The organism is Catenulispora sp. GP43, from assembly GCF_041260665.1.
GTDB lineage: Bacteria > Actinomycetota > Actinomycetes > Streptomycetales > Catenulisporaceae > Catenulispora.
This window is the reverse complement of sequence record NZ_JBGCCT010000034.1, coordinates 51,151-75,312: the sequence shown is the minus strand read 5'-3', so window position 1 is coordinate 75,312 and position 24,162 is coordinate 51,151. Positions and strand designations below refer to the sequence as shown.

The following is a 24,162-nucleotide window of genomic DNA, read 5'->3' as shown; positions in this document are numbered from 1 at the left end:
TAAGCTGCCTTGGCGCGTTCACAGGGAGGGTTCTTCGGCGCGTAGTGTGCAGTGTCCTTGGTACTGGGGGGATGAGGAGCAGCGTGGGCAGGGCGATCGGAAGCAGGTACGAGCTCGACGACGAGATCGGCCGCGGTGCGTTCGGCGCGGTCTGGCGCGGCCGCGTGCGCGCCACCGGCGAGGCCGTCGCGATCAAGGTGCTCCTCGAGGAGTTCGCCGCCGACGCCGACGTGGTGACGCGCTTCCTGCGCGAGCGCGCGGCGCTGGTCGGGCTGAACCACCGCTCCCTGGTGCGGCTGCGCGACCTGGTCGTCGAGGGCGACATCCTGGCGCTGGTGATGCAGCTGGTCGAGGGCCCGGACCTGAAGAAGTACCTGGCCGGCCGGGGACGCCTGGAGCCGGACGAGGCCGGGCTGCTGGTCGCCGAGGTCGCCGAGGGCATGGCCGTGGCGCACTCGGCGGGCATCGTGCACCGCGACATCAAGCCCGCCAACGTGCTGCTGGAGCAGGCCGACGGCGGCCTGCGGCCGCTGCTGACCGACTTCGGCATCGCCCGGATCGCCGACGCGCCCTCGGTCACCCGCACCCACCAGGTCGTCGGCACCCCGTACTACCTGGCGCCGGAGGTGGTGGCCGGGAAGAAGGCCACGCCGGCCGCCGACGTGTACGCCGCCGGCGTCATGCTCTACGAGCTCATCACCGGCCACCCGGTCTTCCGCGGCCCGGACGCGGTGAGCGTCTTCCGCCAGCACATGAACACCGTGCCGGAGCGGCCTGCGGAGATCCCGCAGCGGCTGTGGCCGGTCATCGCCGCGGCGCTGGTGAAGGAGCCGGAGGCGCGGCCCTCGGCCACCGTCCTGGCCGCGCAGCTGCGCGCCGCCATCGGGCGCACCGTGGAGGGCACCGACGGCGAGCCCACGCACCACCTGCCGGTCGAGGGGCAGTACGGGACGCTCCGGCTCCCGCCGGTCGCGGGTGTCGCTGGTGTCGCCGGCGCCGCTGCCGGCGACGCCGCCGCGTCCGGCCCCGGCTCGGCCGCTCCGGCCTCGGCCAGCGCCCCGACCACGGCCATGCCCGCGGTCTCCCCGGCCGCCGCCGCGGCCGCCGCGAAGGCGGCCTCCGCGGCCGCCTCCGCCATCGAGCCGACCGTCCCGGTGGTCCGCCCCGCGTCCGCGCCGCTGCCGCAGCGTCCGGCCCGGATCGACGGCAAGATCGCCGGCTGGGACGCCCCGTCGGACCCCGACGCGATCGGCGCCGGCGTCTCCCGCCGCCCCGCCGCCCCGCCGCCGATGCCCCCGCAGATGCAGCGCCAGCTCGAACAGCTCCACAAGGAGCACCAGAGCGAGCCCGCGCCCTCCCACCAGCAGCGTCTGGCCGCCTACCCGCCGCAGCCGCAGTTCGCGCCGCAGGGGTACCAGCAGCCCGGGCCCCAGGGCTACCAGCACCCGGCGCCCGGCCAGCCCTATCCGGCGCAGAACCAGGGCTACCAGCCCACGCAGTTCCAGGGCACCATCCCGGCGCCGCCGCGGCCGGTGGCCCAGGCCCCGACCCAGCCGCCGCGCCAGGCGCCGCCGCGCGAACGTGAGCGGGAACGTGACCGTGACCGTGAGCCCTCCCGGCCGGCGGTGCAGAAGACGGTGGTCAAGCGCCGCAGCGGCGTGCCGATGGGCTGCCTGATCAAGCTCGCGATCCTGGCCCTGGTCGGCTTCGGCATCTACACCGGTGTCAACTGGGCGATGGCCAAGATCAACGGCATCCACCACGACCTGAACAACTGGGTCTCCAAAGAGTGGCACCAGATCGCCCAGAAGATCGACTTGGAGAAGAAGAAGGCCGTCCCGCAGTTCCCCGGACCGTCGGACCTCCCGAGCTCCCTGCCGGGATCCGGCAAGACGCCGTGACCCGCTGAGCACTCCGCGGCCCCACGGCGAGCCCGCTTGCCCCGAAGGTGTGCGACGCGGGAAAGTTTCGTGTCCCCCGTAATCCCCCCGCGGGCGGACACAGCAGCGGACAGGAGCGAGAAGACCTCGTGGCGCGGAAGATCGGCAGCAGATACACCATCACCACGGTGCTGGGCCGCGGGACCTGCGGCACCGTGTGGGAGGGCGAGGGCCCGGAAGGGCCGGTCGCGGTCAAGCTGCTGCGCGAGGACCTCGCGGCCGACCAGACCCTGATCGCGCGCTTCGTGCAGGAGCGCACCGTCCTGACCTCGCTGCAGCACCCGAACGTGGTCGGGGTGCGCGACCTGGTCGTCGACGGCACCGACCTGGCCCTGGTCATGGACCTGATCCGGGGCTCGGACCTGCGCCACCTGCTGGACGCCGAGCACGCGCTGCGCCCGCAGCTGGCCGTGCTGATCGTGGCCGGCGTCGCCGAGGGCCTGGCCGCCGCGCACTCCCAGGGCATCATCCACCGCGACGTCAAGCCGGAGAACATCCTGCTCGACCACTCCGGCGGCGCCCTGGTCCCGCGCCTGGCCGACTTCGGCATCGCGCGCCTGGTCGACGGCCCGCGCCGGACCCGCGCCACCCGGATCATCGGCACCCCGGACTACCTGGCCCCCGAGGTCATCGAGGGACTTCAGCCGGGCCCCGCGGTGGACATGTACGCCCTGGGCACCGTGCTGTTCGAGCTGCTCGCCGGCTGGACGCCGTTCGGCGGCGGCCACCCCGGCGCGGTGCTGCGCCGGCACGTCACCGACAAGGTCCCGCCGCTGCCCGGCGTCCCCGGCCCGCTGGCCGCGCTGGTCGCCTCCTGCCTGGCCAAGGGCCCGGCGGCCCGGCTGACGGCCGCCGAGTTCGCCGCCCGGCTGCGCGACCTGGCGCCGCTGCTGGAGGACATGGCGCCGCTGAGCATCCCGGACCCGCGCGAGGGCGGCTGGGACGTGCGCTCCTCGGCGCGCGCCAGCATGCACGGCGGCCGCAACCCCACCGTCGACCCGATCCCGATGCGGCACAGCGGCATCGTCCCGCTGGTGCACAACGCCGAGGTCAAGGACGAGGACGAGGACACCCACCTCAACCTGATGCGGCCGATCCGCGAGCGGGACCAGGGCGAGGTGCGGCGGCGCTCGGGCACCGGCTCGTACGACGTCTCGGAGCTGCGCGCCGAGCGGGCCAACGCCAACGCCAACGCCGCCGCCGGCTCCAAGCGGCCCCGGTGGATCGCCGCTACCGCCGCCGCGCTGCTGGTCGGGGGAGCGGCGGCCGCGATCGCCGTGGGGATGTCCGGGGGTGACGACTCCGGCAAGGACAACAAGGCGCACTCGCAGGGTCCGGCTGGAGCGACGACCTCTAATGTCTCCTCGCCTCCGGGGACCTCTACGCGGTCCACCGCAGTGGGCTTGAGCTTCCAGCCCGCTCATGAGCTGCCGCCGGTGCCGGTCAGTATTCAGGGCGCTCCGCGTACCGCGGTCTTTAAGGACGCCTCCGGTACGACGACTCTCTTTGTGTTCGTCACAGGTACTGACGACACCGTTTGGTACCTGCCGGGGGAGAACAGTCACTCCTGGCTTCCGCTCCACGGACTGAAGACAGGTACAGAGCCCGCTGTAGTAGCCACAAGCGCGGGACACCTGGAGCTGTTCGCTGTGCGCAGCGACGGAGTGGTCCACCAGCGCAGCTACGCAGATGGCGGCTGGTCGGCGAAGTGGATCCCGATCGCCAGCGGGAAGGTGCACGGAGCTCCGGGTGCGCTGGCTAACTCCGATGGCTCCGTGGTGGTCGCCGCGGTCGGAAGCGGTAAAACGCTGATGACTGCTACCGGGACTCCTAACGGGGCGTCCGGTGCGTTCTCCTGGAGCGACTGGCAAGCCGCGTCGGGTGTGGGCGACCTCGGCTCCGGGGTGGCGCTGGCTTCGACTCCGTCGACGTCCGGGTACACCGCCTACGTGCCGCGCGCTTCGGATAACGGCGTCATGGCGATCGCTTATGCGAACAAGCTGTGGGGAACGCCTGTGCAGACCCCACTGTCAGGGCTTCCTACAGCGGCGACTTCCGGGGACGGCGCGTCTTATGTGTTCGTGCGCTCCGCCGGTGGCTCCGTCAAGGCCATGAACGGCAACGGCCAGGCCGGTGCCGGTGGGCTCCAGTCCGTGCTCCCGCCGGGGGCCACGGAGACGCCCGACGGCCGGGTCGCCGTGGTCACGGCCGCGTCTCCCACGAAGCTCAGGGTGTCGTACTCCGGATAGGCTTGTCACGTGGCTACAGATCCTTCCGAAGAGCTCAAGAACCTCCGCGCGACCATGGCCTCCATCGAGGCGGTGCTCGACCTCGACAAGCTGCGGACGCAGATCGCGGATCTGGAGGAGCAGGCATCGGCCCCGGACCTGTGGAACGACCAGGCCAAGGCCCAGGCCGTGACCTCGAAGCTGTCGGGCCTGCAGGCCGAGCTGAACCGGTTCTCCACCCTGAACCGCCGCCTGGAGGACGTCGAGGTGCTCTTCGAGCTCGGCCAGTCCGAGGGCGACGCCGACACGCTGGCGGAGGTGCAGGGCGAGCTCATCGACGTCTCCAAGGCGGTCGGCGAGCTGGAGGTGCGCACCCTGCTCTCCGGCGAGTACGACGCGCGCGAGGCGCTGGTGTCGCTGCGCGCCGAGGCCGGCGGCGTGGACGCCGCGGACTTCGCCGAGATGCTGCTGCGCATGTACACGCGCTGGGCGGAGCGGCACGGGTACCCGACCGAGGTCTACGACACGTCGTACGCCGAAGAGGCCGGCATCAAGTCCGCGACCTTCACCGTCAAGGCGCCCTATGCGTACGGCACGCTGTCGGTGGAGCAGGGGACGCACCGCCTGGTGCGCATCTCCCCGTTCGACAACCAGGGCCGGCGCCAGACCTCCTTCGCCGCGGTCGAGGTGGTGCCGGTGATCGAGCAGACCGACCACGTCGACATCCCCGAGGACGAGCTGCGGGTCGACGTCTACCGCTCCTCGGGCCCCGGCGGCCAGGGCGTCAACACCACCGACTCCGCGGTGCGCATCACGCACCTGCCGACCGGGATCGTGGTGTCCTGCCAGAACGAGCGCTCGCAGATCCAGAACCGCGCCTCGGCCATGGCCGTGCTCCAGGCCAAGCTGCTCCAGCGGCGGCGCGAGGAGGAGCAGGCGAAGATGGACGCCCTGAAGGACGACTCCTCCGGTTCCTGGGGCAACCAGATGCGCAGCTACGTCCTGCACCCCTACCAGCTGGTCAAGGACCTGCGCACGAACTACGAGACCGGCAACACCACCGCGGTGCTCGACGGGGACATCGACGAGTTCATCGAGGCCGGGATCCGCTGGCGCAAGCAGCGCGAGAACGCCTAAAAAGGACAGAAGCCGCTATATAGCGCACTGAGTGCTATATAGCGGCTTTCTCATGTATATGGGCACCACGTATACCGATGATCCATTAATGCATGGTCGTGGTGAGAAAAGCCACAGCGATGAGCAAGGTCAACAGGACTGCGGTCATCGCCGAGACGGACAGGCCTCCGGTCTGGTGGTGCATCTGGGCCCTCTGGCCACGGCAGACGCTGCACCTGCCCTCGGACACCGGCCCCGCGCAGTTCGCGCAAATCAGGTGCTCACAGCACATGCCGCCTCACCTCCTGTGTTCCGTACCCGCCGGCAGCCGGTGCGGATTGTGCTTCCCGGCCGAAGGGGCCGTGAACCCCTACTTCCGGCGTGTACTGTCATCTCTACTGTGACACTACGACCGAGCGTACGCATAAGTGCCCGCCTGGGCTTCCTGAACGCTGCGCTTGTCGCGGAGGCGAACCCGGCATGATCAGATTCGACAGGGTCACCAAGACCTACCCGAGCCAGAACCGTCCGGCTCTGCAGGATATTTCTTTGGAGATCGAGCGCGGGGAGTTCGTCTTCGTCATCGGTTCCTCGGGGTCCGGCAAGTCGACCTTCATGCGTCTGATCCTGCGCGAGGAGCGGCCCACCGCCGGCCGCGTCCAGGTCGCGGGCAAGGACCTGGCGAAGCTGTCCAACTGGAAGATCCCGCAGCTGCGCCGCCAGATCGGCACGGTGTTCCAGGACTTCCGCCTGCTGCCGAACAAGACGGTCGAGCAGAACGTGGCCTTCGCGCTGGAGGTCATCGGCAAGTCCCGGCCCGTCATCAACAAGGCGGTGCCCGAAGTGCTGGACCTGGTCGGCCTGGGAGGCAAGGGCGGCCGGTTCCCCAACGAGCTCTCCGGTGGCGAGCAGCAGCGCGTGGCGATCGCCCGGGCCTTCGTGAACCGCCCGATGGTGCTGATCGCCGACGAGCCCACCGGCAACCTGGACCCGGAGACCTCGGTCGGCATCATGAAGCTGCTGGACCGGATCAACCGCGCCGGCACCACCGTGGTGATGGTGACCCACGACCAGGCCATCGTGAACCAGATGCGCAAGCGCGTCCTGGAGCTCGACAGCGGCAGCCTGGTGCGCGACCAGTCGCGCGGCGTGTACGGCTACGTCCGCTAAAGCGCCCACGCAGCCTTAGAGCGCCCACGAAGACGCCGCACTAAAAGCAGAACTCATAGGAGTCCCCCGACCATGCGCGCACAATTCGTCCTGTCCGAGATCTTCATCGGCCTGCGCCGCAACCTGACGATGACCGTCGCGGTCGTCGTCTCCGCGGCGGTGGCCCTCGGCATGCTCGGCGTGGCGCTGCTGATGCTGTTCCAGACCAGCCACATGAAGGACTTCTGGTACAACAAGGTCGAGGTCACGGTGTTCATGTGCACCAAGGACGACGCGACCCTGCATCCCAGCACCTGCGCCGGCGGCGCCGCGACGCAGAACCAGATGAACTCCCTGCAGTCCACCCTGCAGGCCAACCCCCTGGTGCAGACCGTCTTCACCGAGAGCCAGGCCGATGCCTTCGCCCGGTACCAGCAGCAGTCCAAGGGCAGCACCAGCGGCACCTCGATGGCCGAGTACGTGACCCCGGACCAGATCCCGGCCTCCCTGCGGGTGAAGCTGAAGAACCCCAGCACCGAGAACATCGACGCCATGATCAGCTCCTACCAGGGGCAGCAGGGCGTGGAGACGGTGTCGGACCAGCGCACCATCCTGCAGCCGCTGTTCAAGCTGTTCAACGGCCTGACCGTCTCGGCGACCACGGTCGCGATCGTGATGGTGGGCCTGGCGCTGATGCTGATCGTGAACACGGTCCGGCTGTCGGCGTTCAGCAGGCGCCGGGAGACAGGCATCATGCGCCTGGTGGGAGCCTCGAACTTCTATATCCGCCTACCCTTCCTGATGGAGGGCGCGGTGGCCGGCCTCGGCGGCGTGGCGGTCGCCACCCTGGGCGTGGCCAGCTTCAAGTTCTTCCTCATCGACCGGGTCCTGGCCCCCAACTTCACCTTCACCAGCTTCATCGGCTGGGACAAGGTGGTGGTGACCGTCCTGATCCTGATCCCGGTCGGCCTGCTGATGGCCGTCGGCGCCAGCGCCCTGTCCCTGCGGAAATACCTGAAGGTCTAGCGCCGTTCATCGGGGATAATGAACCCCATGCCGAAGGAACAAGGCCAGAAGGTCATCGCCCGCAACAAGAAGGCGCGCCACGAGTACGAGATCGAGGCCACCTACGAAGCGGGCATCTCCCTGACCGGCACCGAGGTCAAGTCCCTCCGGGCCGGCCGAGCCAGCCTGGTCGACGGCTACGCGGTCATCAAGGACGCCGAGGTCTGGCTCCAGGGCGTCCACATCGCGGAGTACGCGGAGGGCACCTGGACCAACCACAGCCCCCGCCGCAACCGCAAACTCCTGCTCCACCGCTCCGAGATCAACAAACTCATCGGCAAGACCAAGGAGACAGGCCTGACCCTGATCCCCCTGGAGCTGTACTTCAAGGACGGCAAGGTCAAGGTCGAGATCGGCCTGGCCCGAGGCAAGAAGACCTACGACAAGCGCCAGACCCTCATGGAGCGCCAGAACAAGCGCGAGGCCGAACGCGCCATGGCCGCCGCCTTCAAGCGCAACAACAAGCGCCGCTGACCCCCTGACCAGCACCGCACCGAGAAGCAAAGACCGCACCGACGCCCAGTTCGCCCACGGCGAACCCGCTGGAGTCTGCCGGTCCGAACCGCTACTCTTGGATCACGGCCCCGGGAAACCGAAGCCGAAAGTTTGACAACTGAACAGAGACGACCAAGCGTCAGAAAACCAAACGTTTCCGACCAGAGTCGTCCGACAAGGGGCCGAACGGTTTCGACATCGGACGTTTTGGCAGGGGAAGCGGGCCGAGGAAGCAGCGATGATCTCGTTAACCACACGCTGCAAAAAAAATAACTGCCAACAAGACGCAGCTGAAGTCGCAGACCGCTTACGGTCTCGCCGCCTGACAATAATCAGGTAATGACTTCTGTCGACCCGGGAGCGCCTCCGGCCCGGTAAGACATCATTAGGAGGATCCACCGCCGGGCACGGCCACAGGGCCCGACGGGACACTAATGTGGATGGGCCTGTCAGCAGCGTGCCTGTGAGACTGCCGGGGCCGAGAAAAGCGAACACAGGCTGCGCCCGGAGAAGCCCTGGCAAGCCGCCGATGGACGCGGGTTCAATTCCCGCCGGCTCCACGATTGCATATGCCGCCCGACATAGTCGGGCGGCATTTTTGCATTTCAGGGGCGGGTTTGACCAGGTCGGGCCCAATTTCTTACCCGGGCATTCTCGATTTCGGCGTTTCATCGAGATATGTCATGGATCATGGTTTGGTGCTGTCCGTGCCCTATGCGTGCCCCGGTTTTCAGCGGGTCGGCGGTTCCTCGTCGACCGTGGGCCCGAGCGCCCGTTCGATGCGCTGGCGCGCTTGTTCGTCCTGGCCGTCGATGCACTTGGCGTAGGTGGACAACAGGATCTCGACGCTGTGCCCGGCCCATTCGGCGACCTGCGGGGCGCCGACGCCGGCATTGAGCCATGTCGACACCGCCGCGTGTCTGAGGTCGTAGGGACGGCCGGCGAGCTGCGACGCGGCCTGGGTCTCCGTCAGTGCGACTTCGCGGGCGCGTTCCCAGATGGCGCCGTAGCTGCCGTAGGTGATGGGGTTTCCCTTGCCGTTGACGAACAGTCGTCCGTCGGGCGTCGTGCCGTAGGTGTCGAGGTGCTTGCGGAGGTGGGCGACGAGTTCGGGGTGGGCGGGGACGATTCGGCATTCTCCGTCGGCGCGGTGCTTTAGGGCCTTGCGTGGCTGGGCTTCGCCGTTGTCGGTCCATGCTGATCCTGAGTAGGGGCTGGATTCGTAGAACCGCAGCTCGCCCCAGCCGGTCTCGGGGAGGTGGAGGTCTTCCCTGCGTAGCGCGACCACTTCGCCGGGGCGTAGTCCTGCGTAGTAGATGGTGGCGAAGAACGCGACGAGTCGTCGGCCCGCCTCGCCCAGCGAGGCCACCGCGTGCAGGAGAGCGCGGGCCTGGTCGGGGTTGACGACCACACGGCGGTCGACGGTGACGACGCGCCGCTGCTTGGGGATGCTGATCTTCCGTAGCGGGTCGTGGTCCAGGTGTCCGAGTTCGATGGCGTAGTTGATCGCGCCGCTGAGGGCCCTGCGTTTGTTCGTGGCGGTGGACTGCTTCAGTGGTGTTCCGTCGGCCGCGTGGTGGGTGCAGTCGTAGGCGTGGCGGGCGACCTTGGGGTTGGCGAGCGTCCCCAGCCGGATCGAGTGGCGCTCAATCCAGGCGATGGCGGCCTCGAACTTCTCCGGCGGCGGTCCGGATGTGCGGGCAGGTTTGTTGAAGGCCCAGTGGACCAGCGCTCGGAACAGCGTCTGCGGCTCGGCGAACCCGTCCGGGGCGTCGACGAGCCCGCAGGTGATGGTGGCGAGCGACTCGGCGAGGGTTCGTCGCGATCCCCCTTCCAGGCTCTTCCACTTCATGTCGATGAACTCGGTCGCGTGCTGGTACCAGGTGAGACGGCTGGACTGTTCGCGCAGCTGGGACTCGGGCAGTCCGGCGTCGGTGTCGAAGCGCTCGCCTTTGCGCTGGGCGTTGATCAGTTCCGCGCGGAAGCCTTCGGCCAGTGCCTTGGTGCCGAATGTCTTGCGGAAGGTTCGGCCAGCCACGGACCAGCGGACCTTGTATGTAGTCTTCTTCGCTCCCTTGTAGGGGCTGATGCCCCAGATGCGGACGTCGAACGTGCTGCTCATGCTCTGTTCCTAACGGGGGGACGGCCGGGGCCGCGTGGGCGCGGCCCCGGAGTGGGAAGCTGGCTGGTCAGTGGGCGTCGCGTTTCGCGCAAGCAGTGAGGAACTGCTCCAACGCTGAGCGGCGAATGCGGACGGTGCCGTTGGGAAGGCGGAGGCTCTCGGGTCCCTTGCGATGCGCGCGCCAACGGTAGAAGGTGGCGCGAGAGACGCCGAGCTCGTCGCAGACCTCGGCGATGCTCAGGAGTTCGTCGCTGGCGGTGCTCCGGCCGCGCTTGGCGGGGCGTGCGGTCTCAGGCACGATCATTGTGGGCCCTTCGGTCTTGAGGTGGTTCGGTGGCGTTGGCTTTGTGTCATGTCTCCAGTGCCGCTCGTCACGGCCGTAGAGATCAAGGCTTTGGTCAAAGGTTTTGGCCGGGCTCACGCCGCCCGCCGGACGGTCTCGTCGCTGAACAGCGGGATGCAGGCGCAGGTGACTTCTGCTGCGAGGCTGTCGTTCACTTCGGAGGCGGGCTGTCCTTCGGGTACTGGCTCAGGGCTGCGACGCAGGGCCAAGACGTCCTCATGGATGACGAGATGCAGCGGGGCGCCGTTGGCATTTGAGCTTCGGGCGTTGAGGCTCGCGAAGAACGATGGCCGGGGGACGAGCCGGTCGCCGGAGACGGCTGCCAGCAGTGCAACACAGCGCTCATAGTTCTCGAACCCGGCGTCCAGGGCGGCCTTGAGCGCGAGGTTCGGGATGTCGATCATCTGGCGCTTGGAACGGATCGGGCGGGTGGTGATGACAAGGAATCCGCCGGGCTTGAGCAGGGTGCGGCAGCTGCTGAGGATCTCGGTGAACCCTTCGAACAGCTCCTCGATACCGCGATAGGCGAGGTTGCCCGGGTCGTGGCTGTAGTGGAAGTCGGACTTGGCGACGTTTGGCTGCCCGGAGTCGCGGGTGGTGCGGACTTGGCCGTGGGTGGACGCGCCGTAGGGCGGGGAGGTGAGGATGAGTGCGGCGCGTCCGGCGGTGTCGCGGCCCAGGAGCTTGTCGATGCGGCGGGCGTTGCCGTGGACGACGGTGGCGTAGCCGGGGGCGCCGTTCTCCGTGGCGTGGGTGACGTTGTCCAGTGCCAGGTCGGCCCAGCGCTTCTCGTACTCCACGCCGATCGCGAGCCGGTCGAGGTGCGCGGCCTCGACTAGCGTGGTTCCGATCCCGCACATCGGGTCGATCACCAGGTCGCCGGGGGAGGTGTAGTGCTCGATGGCGTGGCGGGCGATCGCCGGGAGCATCTTGCCGGGGTGAGCCATCGAGGCTGGGAGGTAGCGGCCTCGCCGCTGAGTGCGGGAGTCGGACTGGGCAGTAGACCAGACCGACACCGGGGTGTCAGGTTCGACTGGGCGGGCTTGCTTGCCGGGCATGTTCAGTTGTCCTTCTGTATCGCTGTGGACCCCTCACCGCATCGAGTCGTGCGTGGCGAGGATCTTGACGCTCCAGAAGTCCGCCCCGAGTCCGGAAAACGGTCTCCGCGGCCTCCGCATTCACCGCTTCGGCGGAATGGCTCGAGGGATAGCGAAGGGCACTGGCCCGTACAGCTAAAGCTCATGGATTCGGGTCCCGCGTGTCCCACCAGCTATTCCGCACCGCCGTCAGCTGCTCCTCGGCTTCGGGTCGGGTGTCAATCCCGCCCCGGGCTACGACTTGCCAATCGACCCCCGCGGCCTGGAACCTGGTCTGGAAGTGCCACGACGCGTGCGAAGGATCCACCCCGATCCGTGCCGCAGCTTCGGACACGTCGAACCGATCCGGGATTGCTTCAGCTTGCCCGCCGCGCCCAGCACCGGCGAGCCGTCCGCCGCCGGCACGGGCACCCGGCAGCTGCACTTCTTGACCGCCGACGCGTAGTCACGATGATCACTCCTATCCTCTACTCGACTCCCTACCGCCGCTGTATCAGCGAGTGATCACCGTGTGACGACCTGGTCCGTGCTCCCCCGCGCCCACCGCCCGCCGCTGGCGGCCGCTGGGGGCGCGGGGCGTGGGAACTCCTTAGCCGCAGCCAACCGATACGCCCAGGACCGTCCGATCCCCAACAACCGCCCCGCCGACGGCATGTCCAATACCGCAGGCAGCCCACCGGCCTGCGGCGACGCTGGACTCACGAGCGCCAGCGCGGGTCGCCGGACCTATCATCGCGATTACCTGCTCTCAACCCCCACATTCACCCCGCACTCGGAGACCTGAGTGAGCCACACGACAGAAACAGCCCTGGAACTGTCGAGACTCTGTCCAAGGGTTGGCTTAAAAGCGCACCGCCGAGTTCTCGGTCAAGCCTTCGAACGCCACGCCTTCGGTTACCTGCGGCCCCGTGACCAGCGGATTTTCTGAATCGATACGAACCGGCGTCGACTTCCTCGGCGTCGCCGAATGGCCGGACGATGTCGCCGCCAGCACGTAGGCTCAGTGCGGCAAAGACGGGTTCCTGCGGGAGCTGAGTCGATGCTGCAGGTCCGATGAGCGGAGGACAGCGTGACCCACGCGGCAGAGCAGGTGACGTACCAGACGGTGCTGATTAGCGTCCGCCCGCCGCGGGCCGTCACGTTGATCTGCTCCGAGGGCGGCTGGCATGCCGATGCGCTGCGGATGCTCGAATGCTACGCACGCACCTGGGGCGGGGACGCCAACGGCCTGGCCGCCTGCACGCCGAACGGGAAGATCCCCGAGCCGTTCTGGCCTCTGCTGGCCGCCCTGGATGCTGACCAGTGGGTCTGTTTCGCCCGAACCCCTCTGGGCCTGCGAATGTCGGATCCCACCGCGTATGAGAAATACATCGTCTCGCGCGCCAAAGACTGGGCCGAGCGGAACCATGTGACGGAAGAGGAAGCGAGACAGGCGCTTGAGGCACCGGAGCTCCTCTCGCCCAGCGGCAGCTTCTTTGAGACCGCGGATGACGAGCGTATCCGTAGCAAGCTGGCGCCTGCGGTCAACGAGCACGTCGTCGTCCACGGGCAATATTCGGCCGACAGCGCCCCGCCGCAGGGCCTGGTGGACATGTGCCATCTGGACTACGCACCCGAACGCGTCACCGAGATCGACATGTCCGCTCTGCCGCCACTGGTGCGTTTAATGGTCGGTGCCCGCTCAGGCCTGATCGCCCCCAGCTACCGGACCCACCTGCAAAGCAGGGAGGAAACGGAGTTTCAAAGCGTGGCCGCGACGCCGACCGACCTGGCCGCGCTGCTGGAGTACGCCTGGACTGAACAAGTTGACACCCTCCCGAAGCACCTCGCCGCACGCATAACCGGCGAGACGGGGATCGCCGAGCAGCTTCAACAGGACTTCACGGCGTACACGCCGGCCGCCCACTCCCGTCTGGGATGTGACAGGTTCGGACGCCTGGACAGAGACTCCTTCAACCCGGCCCCGCTCGTCGTGGTCTGCGGCGACTCCGCGGAAGACTTCTGCTATACCTACACCCGGCAGCGCGTCACCAACGTCAACACCTTCTGGCTGCCTCTACACCCGGACACGCTCAACGACGAATCCGCACAAGTCATGTGCACCGTCTTGACCCGCATACTGTCCCGCTTGCGGCGCTCCCACTACGGCGAGCACGAGATCCTGCTGACCTCGCTGACCTTGACCGCTAACCAGCTCGGGGCAGTCCGCACCAGCCTGCTGGCAACCGGGTGGTTCGACACCGGCTACGGAATTCCCGTCCCAGGGCCTCTCAGCATGCGGATCTGCACCCCCAAGGAAGTCCCGGTGAAGCGGACATTTGCTCTGCTGGATGCTGAGCACTTTGCGACGGAATCGTCTGAGCCGTTCGTCGGTGCCGACATGCAACGTACCCTGGAGGTCCTCCGCCCGTCGAAGGCCCGCAGCACCTCTCCGGATGCGTGCCGCTGGCGCGTAGACGTCGAACGCCTCGGCCACATCCTGCCCGCCCGCTGGGCGGTACAGGACACGCTGAAGGCCGCAGGCTCGGAGGTCCTGATCCCGGGCGCCGTGCGGTCCAGCACAGCCGGGATCAGCGTGGACTCCCACGGCAAGATCGCCCGGTTCAACGGCAGCCCACTGTCCCAGATACTCACCCGTACCCGCCTGCACTTCCCGGACGCCGCCGAGATCTTCCGGATCCTGCTGGACCGATGTGGCGCCAACATGGAGGAGTCTGACAAAGGTCGCTACACCCGCCATATTCTCGACATGTGGGGAGGGCTACTGGCACTTGCAGCCGACCTCCACGCGGACTCCGCGACCCGCTGCCTGCTGAACCACTGGATCTCGAACGATCGGAGCTACGGCCGTATCCACCACGACCGCAAGTACCTACGGATGTCGGACATCGACAAGCTCACCGGCATGGACAAGCCGACGCGACGCGCCATGATCGACCGATTCCTAGACCGCGGAATCGCCCACCGCGGGTTGATCCTGCGATGCAGACTGTGCGCCGACTCCTCCTTCTACCATCTTGCGGACATCGGCCCCGGCTACCGGTGTCCGCGCTGCCGACAGCACAACGCCATCGCCGAAGGCGCCTGGACCACGGCAGCTCACGAGCCTGAATGGTTTTATAGCCTCGACGAGATCGTCTATCTGGCGCTGGATAACAACATCCACGTCCCGATCCTCGCCCTCAACCAGCTGGCCGTGACAGCCCGTTCCTTCCTGCACATGCCCGAGGTCATCGTGCGCCGGCAAGGCGAGACCGATCTCGAGGTTGACCTGTGGGCCATCGTCGATGGCCGCATTGTCATCGGCGAGGCGAAGAAAGGCGACAAGCTCGACGAGTCTCCCGACGCCGAGATCGAACGCTGCCGAAGGCTCAAACGGCTCGTCCACGATCTCACCGCCGACGAGCTGGTGATGGCCACAGCGGACAAGCACTGGTCTCCGCGAACCATTGACAACCTCGAGCAGGCAATGGACCCCGGATCAGCTATCACGTGGATTACGAACCTCAGGTAACGAGTATGCCTGCGAGACCCGTATCCCGGACCTGCCGTTCCCCTGTAACGACTGAACCTCCGTTCAAGACACTGTTTCAGGGTTCTGTCACTTACAACCGACCGTTGATGGTTGGATCAGACAGAGATCCGATGCCGGAGGGGGTTAACGGACATGGAGCAGGCGTTCGATCTGAACATCGGCGAGGTGCTCGAACACTGGCAGGTCGCGTTCGCGATCCGCGAGCTTATCGCCAACGCACTCGACGAGCACGTCATCACCGGCACCGCCGAGCCGCAGATCGTCAAGGACGGCCGAGGCGACTGGCACATACGCGACTTCGGCCGAGGCATCCGCTACGAACACCTGACCCAGAACGAGAACCCTGAAAAACACCAGCATCAGGACGTTATTGGGAAGTTCGGCGTCGGCCTCAAGGATGCCCTGGCGGTCTTCGACCGCAACCAGATCATCGTGAATATCCGTTCCGGCCACGGAGACATCACCACCGGCATGCGCGCCAAGAGCGGCTTTCCCGACGTCATCACCCTTCATGCCTTGGTCACACCACCCGCCGACCCCCACCTGGCTGGCACCGACATCTGTCTGAGCGGCGTCAGCGACGACGACGTGGCCATCGCCAAGGGGTTCTTTCTTCGCTACAGCGGCGACACACCTCTGGAACAGACCAGGCTCGGGGACGTGCTCACTCGCCGGGCAGGTGCCGACGAAGCCAGGATCTACGTCAAAGGCCTCATGGTGGCCACTGAGCCGAACTTCCTGTTCTCCTACAACATCACCCGCCTGTCCGCCGAACTGGAGCGGGCACTCAACCGGGAGCGCAGCAACGTCGGCCGCGGCGCCTACTCCGCCCAGGTCAAGAAGATCCTGACCGCCTGCCGATCCAGCCAGGTCGCCGGGCCCCTCACCGACGACCTCGGCCAGTACACCAGCGGCACCATGCACGACGAACTATCCTGGCGCGACGTCGCGTTACACGCCTGCCGGGTCCTGCAGACCAACGAGAAGGTGGTGTTCATCACCCCCTGGATCCAGCATGGCGATAACCAGGCTCTGCGGCATGCGATTGACGATGGCTACCGGCCGGTTGTGGTCCCCGACGACATCGCCCGCTCCCTCGGCAGCACCACCGACCTCGACGGCCGCCCGATGATCGACCTGGAAGCGTACCGCCAAGAGTTCAACGACAGCCTGGTCTTCGTCATCGTCGATCCCGCCGAACTCAACCCAGTCGAACGCGCCGTCTTCGACATGACCAGCCCTATCGTCTCCCTCGCCAAAACCAACCTTCGCGGTACCGGCATCGATATTGTCATCTCCGAGACAATGCGACTCGATGAGGGTGGTCAGCCCATCCTCGGACTCTGGGATCCGCAAGAGCGGCGCGTCATCCTGCGACGAGATCTGTTGCACAACCTCGACCGCTACGCCGGCATCCTCCTTCGTGAACTTGGGCGAGCCTTGACCGGTACCTTCGACGAAACCAGTGAGTTTGAAGAGGAACTCACCCGACTGCTTGGCGTCGTCGCCGCCGCCGGCCTGACCCACACGAGGGCCTGACATGTCTCAACTGCTTCCCTCGAATAGCGGCCTGCGATGACCAGTCGTCCAGACAGCATTCCTATGCCCGCTGCCGTCGCGGCCCGGCCACGCGATGCCCGCGGCTACCCGATTCCCGCGATCACTCCGTGGGAGGACGGCCAGCCACTATTCGCGTCGCTGAGCAGCATCCGGACGCTCATCTGTCTCGTCGAGCGCCGATGCAGTGTTTGCGGGCTGCCAATGAAGCGGGGTCCGGTGTGGCGCGTCGTCCACGACGATATGGCCGATACCATAGCCCAGGCACTGGAAACCGGCCTGCCGTGGATCAACCTGGCGCCAGCCCACGAAGGGCCCGGCCACCGGGCATGCATGCTCTACAGCGCCATTTTGTGTCCCCACCTTGCTTCACCCAACGCCCGACGTACGCAGGATGCCCGGGCGAGTAAGACGACCCTTCCCAAGGGTCTGGCGCGAGGAGAGACTGCAGGCGTAGCCGGGTTCAAGGACTACAGCTATCAGATGACCAATCAGGGCCAGGAGATCCAGTTCGGCCAGCCCGTCGAACTCATCGCCTATACAGACGGCTCCGAACTACTCGATGCGCTCGCAGAAGAACTCGCGAAACCACAGGCGGCACTGAGGCCGAGCCCGCCCTACCTCCTGGATGACGATCAGGCTGCTAGGAACGCCTTGGTGAGGCTTCTTCAGTCGCCGCCGGGACGGCGAGATCACGCAGACCGCTCTGAGAAGGCCCGCAAGCAACGCCGCAAATCCGGCCAGGCGTCGCGCCGCAAGAACCGATAATATCGGCACAAGCTACCTAAAAGGGTACCCGCGGGGTCGATCCGCTGTTGGCGCTACTGCGAGCCTCCTGGCTGCCTGCCGAAGCCCGCGATCAGGCAGTCGACGTCCTCGTCGCTGGTCAGCGCCTCGCCCAAGAAGTCACGGGCCGTATCACCCTTCGCCGGACGCCTCGTGGCGTGCCGACCTATGTTGATGCCGCCTGGGAGGACGGAAAGAAGGACTCGGCACTGGTCCAATGATCTGTTTATGCCTCAGCGTTGACCGAGCGCACCGAGGTCTCGGGGGAGTTTGGGTCGGCGGATCTTGTCGAGTGCGTCCAGGGCGGTCTGGTCGGTGTCGGGCAGGGTGTGTAGGTATCTGGCGGTGGTGGCGATGTCGGTGTGGCCGAGGCGTTCTTTCACGGCTTGCAGGCTTGCGCCGCCGGCGAGTAGCCAGGAGGCGTGGGCGTGGCGTAGGTCGTGGATGCGGACGTGGAAGCCGAGGTCGGCGTCCTCGATGGCACGGAGCCAGATTTCGCTGCGGAACCAGCGGTTGGGGATGTGGCCGTCGGTGTCGAGTTTGCGTGGGCTGCGGGGGTGGTCTTTGCCTTGGCGGCGTCGTTCGGCGCGGTAGTCGGCGCAGGCGTTGCGGCAGTGCTGGCAGCGGCAGCCGTTCGCGTAGCAGGTGGTGGTGCCGTGCCAGTGCCGGTGGCCGTTGAGCGCGGGGTCGCTCAGGCCGAGGCTGGCCGGGTCGGGGCGCTGCGGGCGTGACTTGGCCAGCGTTGATTTGCGGATGGCGAAGATCAGGTCGTTGGGGCGTAGCCCCAGGGCCTTGATGTGGGCGAGCAGCTGCTTGGTGATCTCCTCGCTGAGTTTGAAGCGCCGGTAGTGCTTGCCTTTGGGGTAGGGCTTGACGAGGAAATGGCCGCCGGTTGGGTGGAAATCGCGCGCGAGCCAGACGACCGCGCGGCTGACGGTGAGCATCCGGGTCTTCGGGGTCAGGTCTGAGACGCGCAGCTCGGTGAGCTCCCCCCAGCGCAGGCCGGTCTCCACGGCGGTCTCCACGAGGAGCTGCATCTCCGGATTATGGATACCACGACAGATGCGGTCGAACTCTTCCGGAGTGACGATGCGCCGGGGCTGACTAGGCACGTGGGGCACCTTTACGCCTTTGCAGGGATGGACGTCGACGAGGCCGTCCTCGAGCGCTGTAGTGAACACAGCGCTGAGCAGCATCCTCAGGTCGTTGATCGTCGGCGGCTGTGCGCCGTTGGCGATGAGGTCGGCTACCCATTGGCGGATCATCGGCTTGGTGATGTCGGCCAGGCGGATGCCGCCGAATACAGGCATGATGTGCCGGTACATGGCGTACGTGTAGCCCTGGCGGGTGATGGCTTCCACGACGTGGCCCGGTAGCCAGGTGCGTTCCACATAGTCGCGGAACAGCATCTGGCCAGACAAATTCTCGTCTGATCCGGCGGAGCTCATGGTCAGGCTTGTCACAGCGTTCTCATTTCTTCGTATGCGGCCAGGTAGGGGGTGAGGTCGTCGATGGTCGGCTCGGGAATGGAGGGAAGCTTCGGGGAACCGTTTAGGGTTTCAATCCACTCGGAGTTGTCTTGGACCCACTCCGCAAAGGCCGTGGCGGCCGGCGGGAGTTGGCCCTGTGTGGCACTGTCGCGAGCGCTGTCGCACAGAGCACGCAGGTCGGAGGCGACCCGCCATTGCTCAGCCAACTCGCGCATCGCCTTGTTGCGCTGGTCCCGCTCGAACTCAGCGCGGGCACGTTCCAGGAACGGCTGTAGCGCAGCGCGTCGCTGGGCGTCTTCTCGTTCGCGTGCTTCCTGGCAAAGACGGGCCTCGTCGGCGCGATACTCCAGTTCGTCGAGGAGTTTGCCGAGCTTCTGCTCGATCCGATGCCGCTTGCCATCACCCCAGGCCCGACGGCCGAAGCGGTGACTAACCAGCCAGAACCTCAACTGGTCACCGCTTGCGACCAATGCCAGGACGAACTCGCGCCCATCAACGGCGATACAGATCTCGCCTGGCTTGCCGGCGACGTTCTTCGCCGGGATCACCTGGTGCCCACGCTGCTTCGCCTCCTTGGCCAACGCCTTCAGCACACGCAGTGCCCGGCGCGACGGTGATGTCGAATCCGGCGTCGCGCAGCTTCGCTCGCCAACGCGTACCGCGTGGTTGTTCAAGCGGATCTGAGGCGAAGGCCGGTGCTCACGTTTCGATGGTGCGAGCGCGATGAGCAGGTCACCGCTCTGCCACCCCGAGAAGACCACCGACTTGGCGAAGTCCGGGTCGTCCGCTATGAGCCTCCCGTAGGCACGCCGCCAGTCCGCACGGACTTTGACATCCGGATCGACGATTCGGATCACCCCACCGACTGCATTCAGTCGGGTACGGATATCGGCGCCGATGTCAGTTGAAGGGGATTCTCCCATGACTGCCACTTAGTCCTCACTCAAGCCGTCTAACGATTCACCTAAGATGTAAAAATATTGACGGATGAATGCCCTGGTCAGGTAGGGAGAAACGAGTCGGTCTCGGCGGTCCTTCTGGTGGGTGATATTTGAGTGCCGTTGGATTACGTACGGTTGCGAGCAGGCCACCAGGCTGTACGTTGCCCCTTCCTGTAGCCGTACGGATATTCGTTAGCGGATCGGTAGCCTGGCGATCGGCGGCCGACTTAGCACGCTAGACGACCCGTGACCCCCGTCGAAGGGGGACGGCAGCGAGGGTTCGATGCCAAAGATCGATGGCTGATGGGCTCTCGGCCAACATCCACCGCCATGGAATCCAACGCCTACCGCCCAGCCCACCAAGCCCGCTGAGCTGGTCGTCACAGCTCGAGACTTCTTCAGTGTGGATCCCGCGAGTCGGGTGTGAAATCCGAGTCAAATCGTGCTGTCGGCGGCCTTATCCAGAGCCGGGATCGACGGGTAATTTGACGATGGCGCTCCGAGCGCCCTTCGCGCTCGCTGGCTGTCTGGGTGAAGTTATCCCGGAACTGATTTCACGCGTGACAGCCGGAGATGCCACGGGCGTCCCAGGCGCTTGAGAGCGTGAAATCCGCAGGTGAACGAGCCTTCGCCGTCTCGGACGATCACCAGCTGCGAGAGTGGCTCCAGTAATCGTGGGCCGGAGGGCAGTGGCCTGGTTCCACGATTTCACAGGGTACTAACTCACTTTCATGTTATCGGCGCTTCACGGGGGTGGTCGTAGCTGGAAGGGCAGGGGCCGAACCACTCGGCCCGCCTCTTGCGAAAGGCATACGAACCGTGAACACCGCAATCTCGAACCGCCCTGTCACTCGCAACGCGCTGGACGGCGTAGCTGAGTCTTTCCACAGCCTGTGCGTCTCCTCCAACCCGCCCACGATCGACGGGACCGTGTTCGGCGCGCCTCTGCCTCAGCGCCAGATCGTCCTGGATGAGCTGAAGAGGGCGCTGCTTGACGCGGCTACTCCGGTGGCCGTGCGAGATGCGGTGTGGGCCGAGCTAATCCGTCGGGCGCGGACCTGTGGCAACGAGTGGACGATTGGTGCGGCTGGGGTCGCGATGCCGGCGCTGTTGGGGACGCTGAAGCAGTTCCGGCGCGACTTCCCGAACACCGACACCGAGGACCTGGCCGCTGAGGTGATGGCTGGGTTCTTGAACGCGGTCAAGACCGTGGACATCGATCGGCCGGGGATCATGACGCGGATCTGCTGGGCTGTGTACCGCTCGGCACGGCGCTGTGCGTACGTGGAGGCGAACTCTGTGCGCGCTGCGAAAGCGGCAGCGTCGGCGCCGCCGAAGCAGGACTTCGGGCACGTCGACCTGGTAGTCGCCAGGGCCGTCGCCGAGGGTGTGGTCTCGCAGTTCGAGGCTGATCTGATCGTCACCACTCGGCTGGACGGCCGGTCGCTGATCGAAGTTGGCGAGGCGCTCGGGACGACGGCGAATGCGTTGCGGATGCGGCGGCGCAAGGCCGAGGCCCGCCTGGTCGGCTGGCTGACCGATGCTGCCGATCTGGTCAGTGAGGATGACGGCCGGGGCCAGGTGGGTGAAGTCGGCGGAAGCGTAGACCGTTTTACGGCGCCGACGCGGATTTCAGGGCCCGAGGCAGCAGTGCGCGGCCTCGCTGCTTGATACGGCAGCCCCATCTCCTCGAAGGGACAACCAGCCATGGTCCCCAACCGTGTCAACCACAGACATCGTTTGCGGCGCCGCCCACCAGCTGCCTCTGTCTACCGGCGCCGCCGCGCCGGACTGGTCCTGGTGGCCAGTGGGATTCTGATGCTGTTCTCCGCAACCCACTCCCCGGCGGCTAATGCCGGGGACCATGCCCAGTTGGTCGCGGCGGCGACGCTGCCGCAGGTCATCTCGAACGTCCGGGACTGGATCGTGGGGATCCTCGCCGGGGTCGCCACGTTGTTCCTCACGATCGGCGGGCTGCGTTACGTGATGGCCGGCGGCGACCCGGGCGAGGTGGAAAAGGCCAAGGGCGCGCTGAAGTCCGCAGCCGTTGGATACATCCTCGCCGTGCTGGCCCCCGCGCTGGTTTCGGTCCTGCAGGGCATCGTCGGCGCCTGACCAGGCTCGAGCATCGGGCTGTACCGAACCCTCTTACTCAACCTCTTGAAGCAAGGAGTCTTCGATGAACCTTGTCTTGATTCGTTTCGCCACTGCTGTCGCCGCCTCGTGCGGCTTGATCGGCGGATACCTGGCGTTCCCGGCCGCCGCTGCAACCCCGGCACCGGTCCCACCCGCGCATATCATCACCGTTCCGAGCCCGGAGGAGGTGACGGATACCGTAGACGCGTCCCATTGCCCCTGGCTGCTGGCCTACGCCGCAACAGTCGCCAAGACCGCGACGCCGGCCAGCGATGCACACCGACAGGCAATGAGGCAGGAGACCACCGCGTCCTACGCGACGCTGTTGAAGGTGCCGCTTGTCGCCGCGCTGTGTGGCATGGCCGGGCACTGACGTGTTCAAGCGTACGGTTTGCGTCGGCCGGGGTATGGCCTTGGTCGGCGCAGCCGTCCTCCTGGTGCTCGGACTCCCTGGTCCGGCGGTCGCCGATCCGACGCCGGTACCAGCGCCGCCGGGCGTCACTACCCCGGCGAATCCGCCGCCGAGCCCGTCGCCGCAACTGCCGGGGATCTACGGGCCGGGATTCTCACCCGACTCTGGTGTTCCCGCACCAAGCGGACCGGTCCCAGGCGAGGAGGCGCCGGCGCCGTCGGATCCAGGGTGGCTGGACATCCCCGGCCAAATCGAGAAGGCGATCGACGAATGGTTCGGCAAGCTGGTCAAACTAGCGCTCGACCCGGTGCTGCACCTTCTCGGAGCGACACTGCTCTCATCGCCGAATCTCGCTGATGGGCGGATCGCGCAGGTCTGGGACGGCGTCCTCATCACTGCTAACACGCTGTACGTGCTGTTCGTCCTCGTCGCCGGGGTTACCGTGATGGGCCACGAGACGGTGCAGAGCCGCTACTCGCTCAAGCAGGTCCTCCCGAGACTGCTGATCGGCGTGGTCGCATCCAACGCCTCGCTGTGGGCGATCAACCAGATCGTCGCGGTCGGCAACGCCCTCAGTTCGGCATTGATGGACGGCAAGGTGGCCGCCGACGGCATCGGCAACATGCTCACCTCGCTGATCGTGGCCAAGCTGTTCCTACCTACCGGCCCGATGAACCTGTTCTTCCTGCTCATCGGCTTGGTACTCGCGGTGCTCGGAGCGGCGCTGTTGGTCGGCTACCTCATTCGCGCGGCGATCCTGGTGGTCCTCACAGCCGGCGCGCCGCTGGCGTTCGCGTGCCATGCGCTTCCGCAGACGGAGGGCGTGGCGAAGTTGTGGTGGCGGGCGGTATTCGGGTGCATTGCGGTGCAGACCTTGCAGGCGCTGGTGTTGATCACGGCCGTACAGGTGTTCTTCGATCCGCAGGCCAACACGATCATGGGCCTGCCGAACGGCGGCACCTTCCTGGACCTGCTGATTTGCCTGTGCCTGTTCGTGGTGCTGCTGAAGATTCCCGGCTGGATCAAGCGGATCGTGCTGGGCCGCTCGCCGCTTCAGGGCGGGCCGATGTCAGGACTGGCCCGGAACCTGATCCTGTACCGAGGGCTGGGGGGCGTCGCCCCATACATGGGGGCTGCGATGCGCCACCGCCTATTCCCGACGCCTCCGCGCCCGATCCCACCTGCTCCGCCGACGCCCGGGTCGGGGCTCGCACCGTGGCGACCCGGTTCCGGTGGCGGTGGCGGTGGCGGTAGTCAGGGCGGGTGGCGTCCCGCGCCAGAAACCGTCACCGCCACACAGCCGGGCGCCGATGGGACTTCCGGAAGCGGGTTGGGGACGCCGGGCAACCCCCGACCCCACGGCCCGGCCCCGCGCACGGGCCTGGTCGGCGGTCCGCAGCGAGCGCTGACATCGGGGTCTCCGGGCGCCAAGCGTCCGGCCCGTCCGCACGGTCCGCCGGTGCGCACCGCGCTTCCGCCCGTCCCGACGCCGCTGGAACTGCCATCTGGTCCGTTCGGTCGGATGCTCTCTCGCAGCGGTCCCGAACCGCGGGGCCGGCAGATGGGCCTGTTCCCCAGGCCCGCGCCGACGGTTCGGCCCGAACCGCTGCTCCCGCCGCCGGGACCGTCCGCGGTCGGCCGGTCGGGCGTGGTGCACCCGGCCCTGTTCTCCCCGACGACCCTCGCGCCGCTACCGCACGCCACACCGCCGCGACCGAGTCCCGCGAAGCCGAGGAAGAAGGAGTCGTAG

Annotated in this window: 18 protein-coding genes and 1 other RNA gene; 14 read left to right on the top strand and 5 right to left on the bottom strand. The window is 66.8% G+C overall.

The features are described from left to right. Positions 1-83: 83 nt before the first annotated feature. From ABH926_RS44000 to ssrA, 7 genes are all read left to right on the top strand, one after another. Positions 84-1,901 carry a protein kinase gene (locus tag ABH926_RS44000; RefSeq protein WP_370372732.1) on the top strand — a complete coding sequence of 606 codons (1,818 nt, stop codon included), beginning with the start codon at positions 84-86 and terminating at the stop codon, positions 1,899-1,901. 128 nt (positions 1,902-2,029) lie between these two features. After that, positions 2,030-4,189 (top strand): protein kinase, encoded by a 2,160-nt coding sequence (locus ABH926_RS43995; RefSeq protein ID WP_370372730.1) that lies wholly within the window; start codon positions 2,030-2,032, stop codon positions 4,187-4,189. A gap of 9 nt (positions 4,190-4,198) precedes the next feature. Continuing rightward, positions 4,199-5,305 (top strand): peptide chain release factor 2, encoded by a 1,107-nt coding sequence (gene prfB / locus ABH926_RS43990; protein WP_370372729.1) that lies wholly within the window; start codon positions 4,199-4,201, stop codon positions 5,303-5,305. A 459-nt stretch (positions 5,306-5,764) separates the two neighbouring features. Continuing rightward, positions 5,765-6,454, top strand: coding sequence for a cell division ATP-binding protein FtsE (ftsE, locus tag ABH926_RS43985; protein ID WP_370372727.1), 690 nt, complete (start codon positions 5,765-5,767; stop codon positions 6,452-6,454). A gap of 72 nt (positions 6,455-6,526) precedes the next feature. Next, on the top strand, positions 6,527-7,459 hold the full coding sequence (gene ftsX, locus ABH926_RS43980; protein WP_370372725.1) for a permease-like cell division protein FtsX: 933 nt from the start codon (positions 6,527-6,529) through the stop codon (positions 7,457-7,459). A 27-nt stretch (positions 7,460-7,486) separates the two neighbouring features. Next, complete coding sequence (gene smpB, locus ABH926_RS43975) at positions 7,487-7,972, top strand: SsrA-binding protein SmpB (protein WP_370372723.1); 486 nt, start codon at positions 7,487-7,489, stop codon at positions 7,970-7,972. A 199-nt stretch (positions 7,973-8,171) separates the two neighbouring features. Further along, positions 8,172-8,556, top strand: a transfer-messenger RNA (tmRNA) gene (gene ssrA / locus ABH926_RS43970). Positions 8,557-8,723: 167 nt separating this feature from the next. Here the strand turns inward: ssrA and ABH926_RS43965 are convergent. The 3 genes from ABH926_RS43965 to ABH926_RS43955 form a co-directional block, all read right to left on the bottom strand. Next, complete coding sequence (locus ABH926_RS43965; RefSeq protein WP_370372721.1) at positions 8,724-10,115, bottom strand: tyrosine-type recombinase/integrase; 1,392 nt, start codon at positions 10,113-10,115, stop codon at positions 8,724-8,726. A gap of 67 nt (positions 10,116-10,182) precedes the next feature. Beyond that, complete coding sequence (locus ABH926_RS43960) at positions 10,183-10,413, bottom strand: helix-turn-helix transcriptional regulator (RefSeq protein ID WP_370372719.1); 231 nt, start codon at positions 10,411-10,413, stop codon at positions 10,183-10,185. Positions 10,414-10,532: 119 nt separating this feature from the next. Then, positions 10,533-11,516 carry a TRM11 family methyltransferase gene (locus ABH926_RS43955; RefSeq protein WP_370372717.1) on the bottom strand — a complete coding sequence of 328 codons (984 nt, stop codon included), beginning with the start codon at positions 11,514-11,516 and terminating at the stop codon, positions 10,533-10,535. 1,108 nt (positions 11,517-12,624) lie between these two features. On the opposite strand from ABH926_RS43955, the gene ABH926_RS43950 reads away from it, so the two are divergent. The 3 genes from ABH926_RS43950 (at position 12,625) to ABH926_RS43940 (ending at position 17,415) form a co-directional block, all read left to right on the top strand. Next, positions 12,625-15,069 carry a hypothetical protein gene (locus ABH926_RS43950; protein WP_370372716.1) on the top strand — a complete coding sequence of 815 codons (2,445 nt, stop codon included), beginning with the start codon at positions 12,625-12,627 and terminating at the stop codon, positions 15,067-15,069. A 153-nt stretch (positions 15,070-15,222) separates the two neighbouring features. Beyond that, complete coding sequence (locus tag ABH926_RS43945) at positions 15,223-16,629, top strand: ATP-binding protein (RefSeq protein ID WP_370372714.1); 1,407 nt, start codon at positions 15,223-15,225, stop codon at positions 16,627-16,629. A gap of 63 nt (positions 16,630-16,692) precedes the next feature. After that, positions 16,693-17,415, top strand: a complete 723-nt coding sequence (locus ABH926_RS43940; RefSeq protein ID WP_370372712.1) for a hypothetical protein — start codon at positions 16,693-16,695, stop codon at positions 17,413-17,415. A 251-nt stretch (positions 17,416-17,666) separates the two neighbouring features. Here ABH926_RS43940 and ABH926_RS43935 read toward each other — a convergent pair whose 3' ends face one another. Next, complete coding sequence (locus ABH926_RS43935; protein WP_370372710.1) at positions 17,667-18,896, bottom strand: tyrosine-type recombinase/integrase; 1,230 nt, start codon at positions 18,894-18,896, stop codon at positions 17,667-17,669. Continuing rightward, the gene (locus ABH926_RS43930; RefSeq protein ID WP_370372708.1) at positions 18,893-19,855 is read right to left on the bottom strand and encodes a hypothetical protein; all 963 of its coding nucleotides are present in this window, start codon (positions 19,853-19,855) and stop codon (positions 18,893-18,895) included. Before ABH926_RS43930 ends, ABH926_RS43935 begins: the two co-directional genes overlap by 4 nt. Positions 19,856-20,683: 828 nt before the next feature. Here ABH926_RS43930 and ABH926_RS43925 point away from each other — a divergent pair. The 4 genes from ABH926_RS43925 (at position 20,684) to ABH926_RS43910 (ending at position 24,162) form a co-directional block, all read left to right on the top strand. Beyond that, a complete protein-coding gene (locus ABH926_RS43925) occupies positions 20,684-21,535 on the top strand; it encodes a hypothetical protein (RefSeq protein ID WP_370372707.1) in 852 nt (283 codons plus the stop codon). Positions 21,536-21,682: 147 nt separating this feature from the next. Then, positions 21,683-21,979: a pilin gene (locus ABH926_RS43920; protein ID WP_370372705.1), complete on the top strand. Its 297-nt coding sequence runs from the start codon at positions 21,683-21,685 to the stop codon at positions 21,977-21,979. Between the two features lie 64 nt (positions 21,980-22,043). Next, positions 22,044-22,373, top strand: a complete 330-nt coding sequence (locus ABH926_RS43915) for a hypothetical protein (protein ID WP_370372703.1) — start codon at positions 22,044-22,046, stop codon at positions 22,371-22,373. A gap of 34 nt (positions 22,374-22,407) precedes the next feature. After that, a complete protein-coding gene (locus tag ABH926_RS43910) occupies positions 22,408-24,162 on the top strand; it encodes a hypothetical protein (protein ID WP_370372701.1) in 1,755 nt (584 codons plus the stop codon).

Bases quoted from the DNA above. Each gene is read 5' to 3' on its own strand.
- ABH926_RS43910 (WP_370372701.1), top strand. From the start codon at position 22,408: ATGGCCTTGGTCGGCGCAGCCGTCCTCCTGGTGCTCGGACTCCCTGGT.
- ABH926_RS43945 (WP_370372714.1), top strand. From the start codon at position 15,223: ATGGAGCAGGCGTTCGATCTGAACATCGGCGAGGTGCTCGAACACTGG.
- ftsE (WP_370372727.1), top strand. From the start codon at position 5,765: ATGATCAGATTCGACAGGGTCACCAAGACCTACCCGAGCCAGAACCGT.
- ABH926_RS43965 (WP_370372721.1), bottom strand. From the start codon at position 10,115: ATGAGCAGCACGTTCGACGTCCGCATCTGGGGCATCAGCCCCTACAAG.
- ABH926_RS43955 (WP_370372717.1), bottom strand. From the start codon at position 11,516: ATGCCCGGCAAGCAAGCCCGCCCAGTCGAACCTGACACCCCGGTGTCG.
- ABH926_RS43920 (WP_370372705.1), top strand. From the start codon at position 21,683: ATGCTGTTCTCCGCAACCCACTCCCCGGCGGCTAATGCCGGGGACCAT.
- ftsX (WP_370372725.1), top strand. From the start codon at position 6,527: ATGCGCGCACAATTCGTCCTGTCCGAGATCTTCATCGGCCTGCGCCGC.
- ABH926_RS43915 (WP_370372703.1), top strand. From the start codon at position 22,044: ATGAACCTTGTCTTGATTCGTTTCGCCACTGCTGTCGCCGCCTCGTGC.
- ABH926_RS43940 (WP_370372712.1), top strand. From the start codon at position 16,693: ATGCCCGCTGCCGTCGCGGCCCGGCCACGCGATGCCCGCGGCTACCCG.
- smpB (WP_370372723.1), top strand. From the start codon at position 7,487: ATGCCGAAGGAACAAGGCCAGAAGGTCATCGCCCGCAACAAGAAGGCG.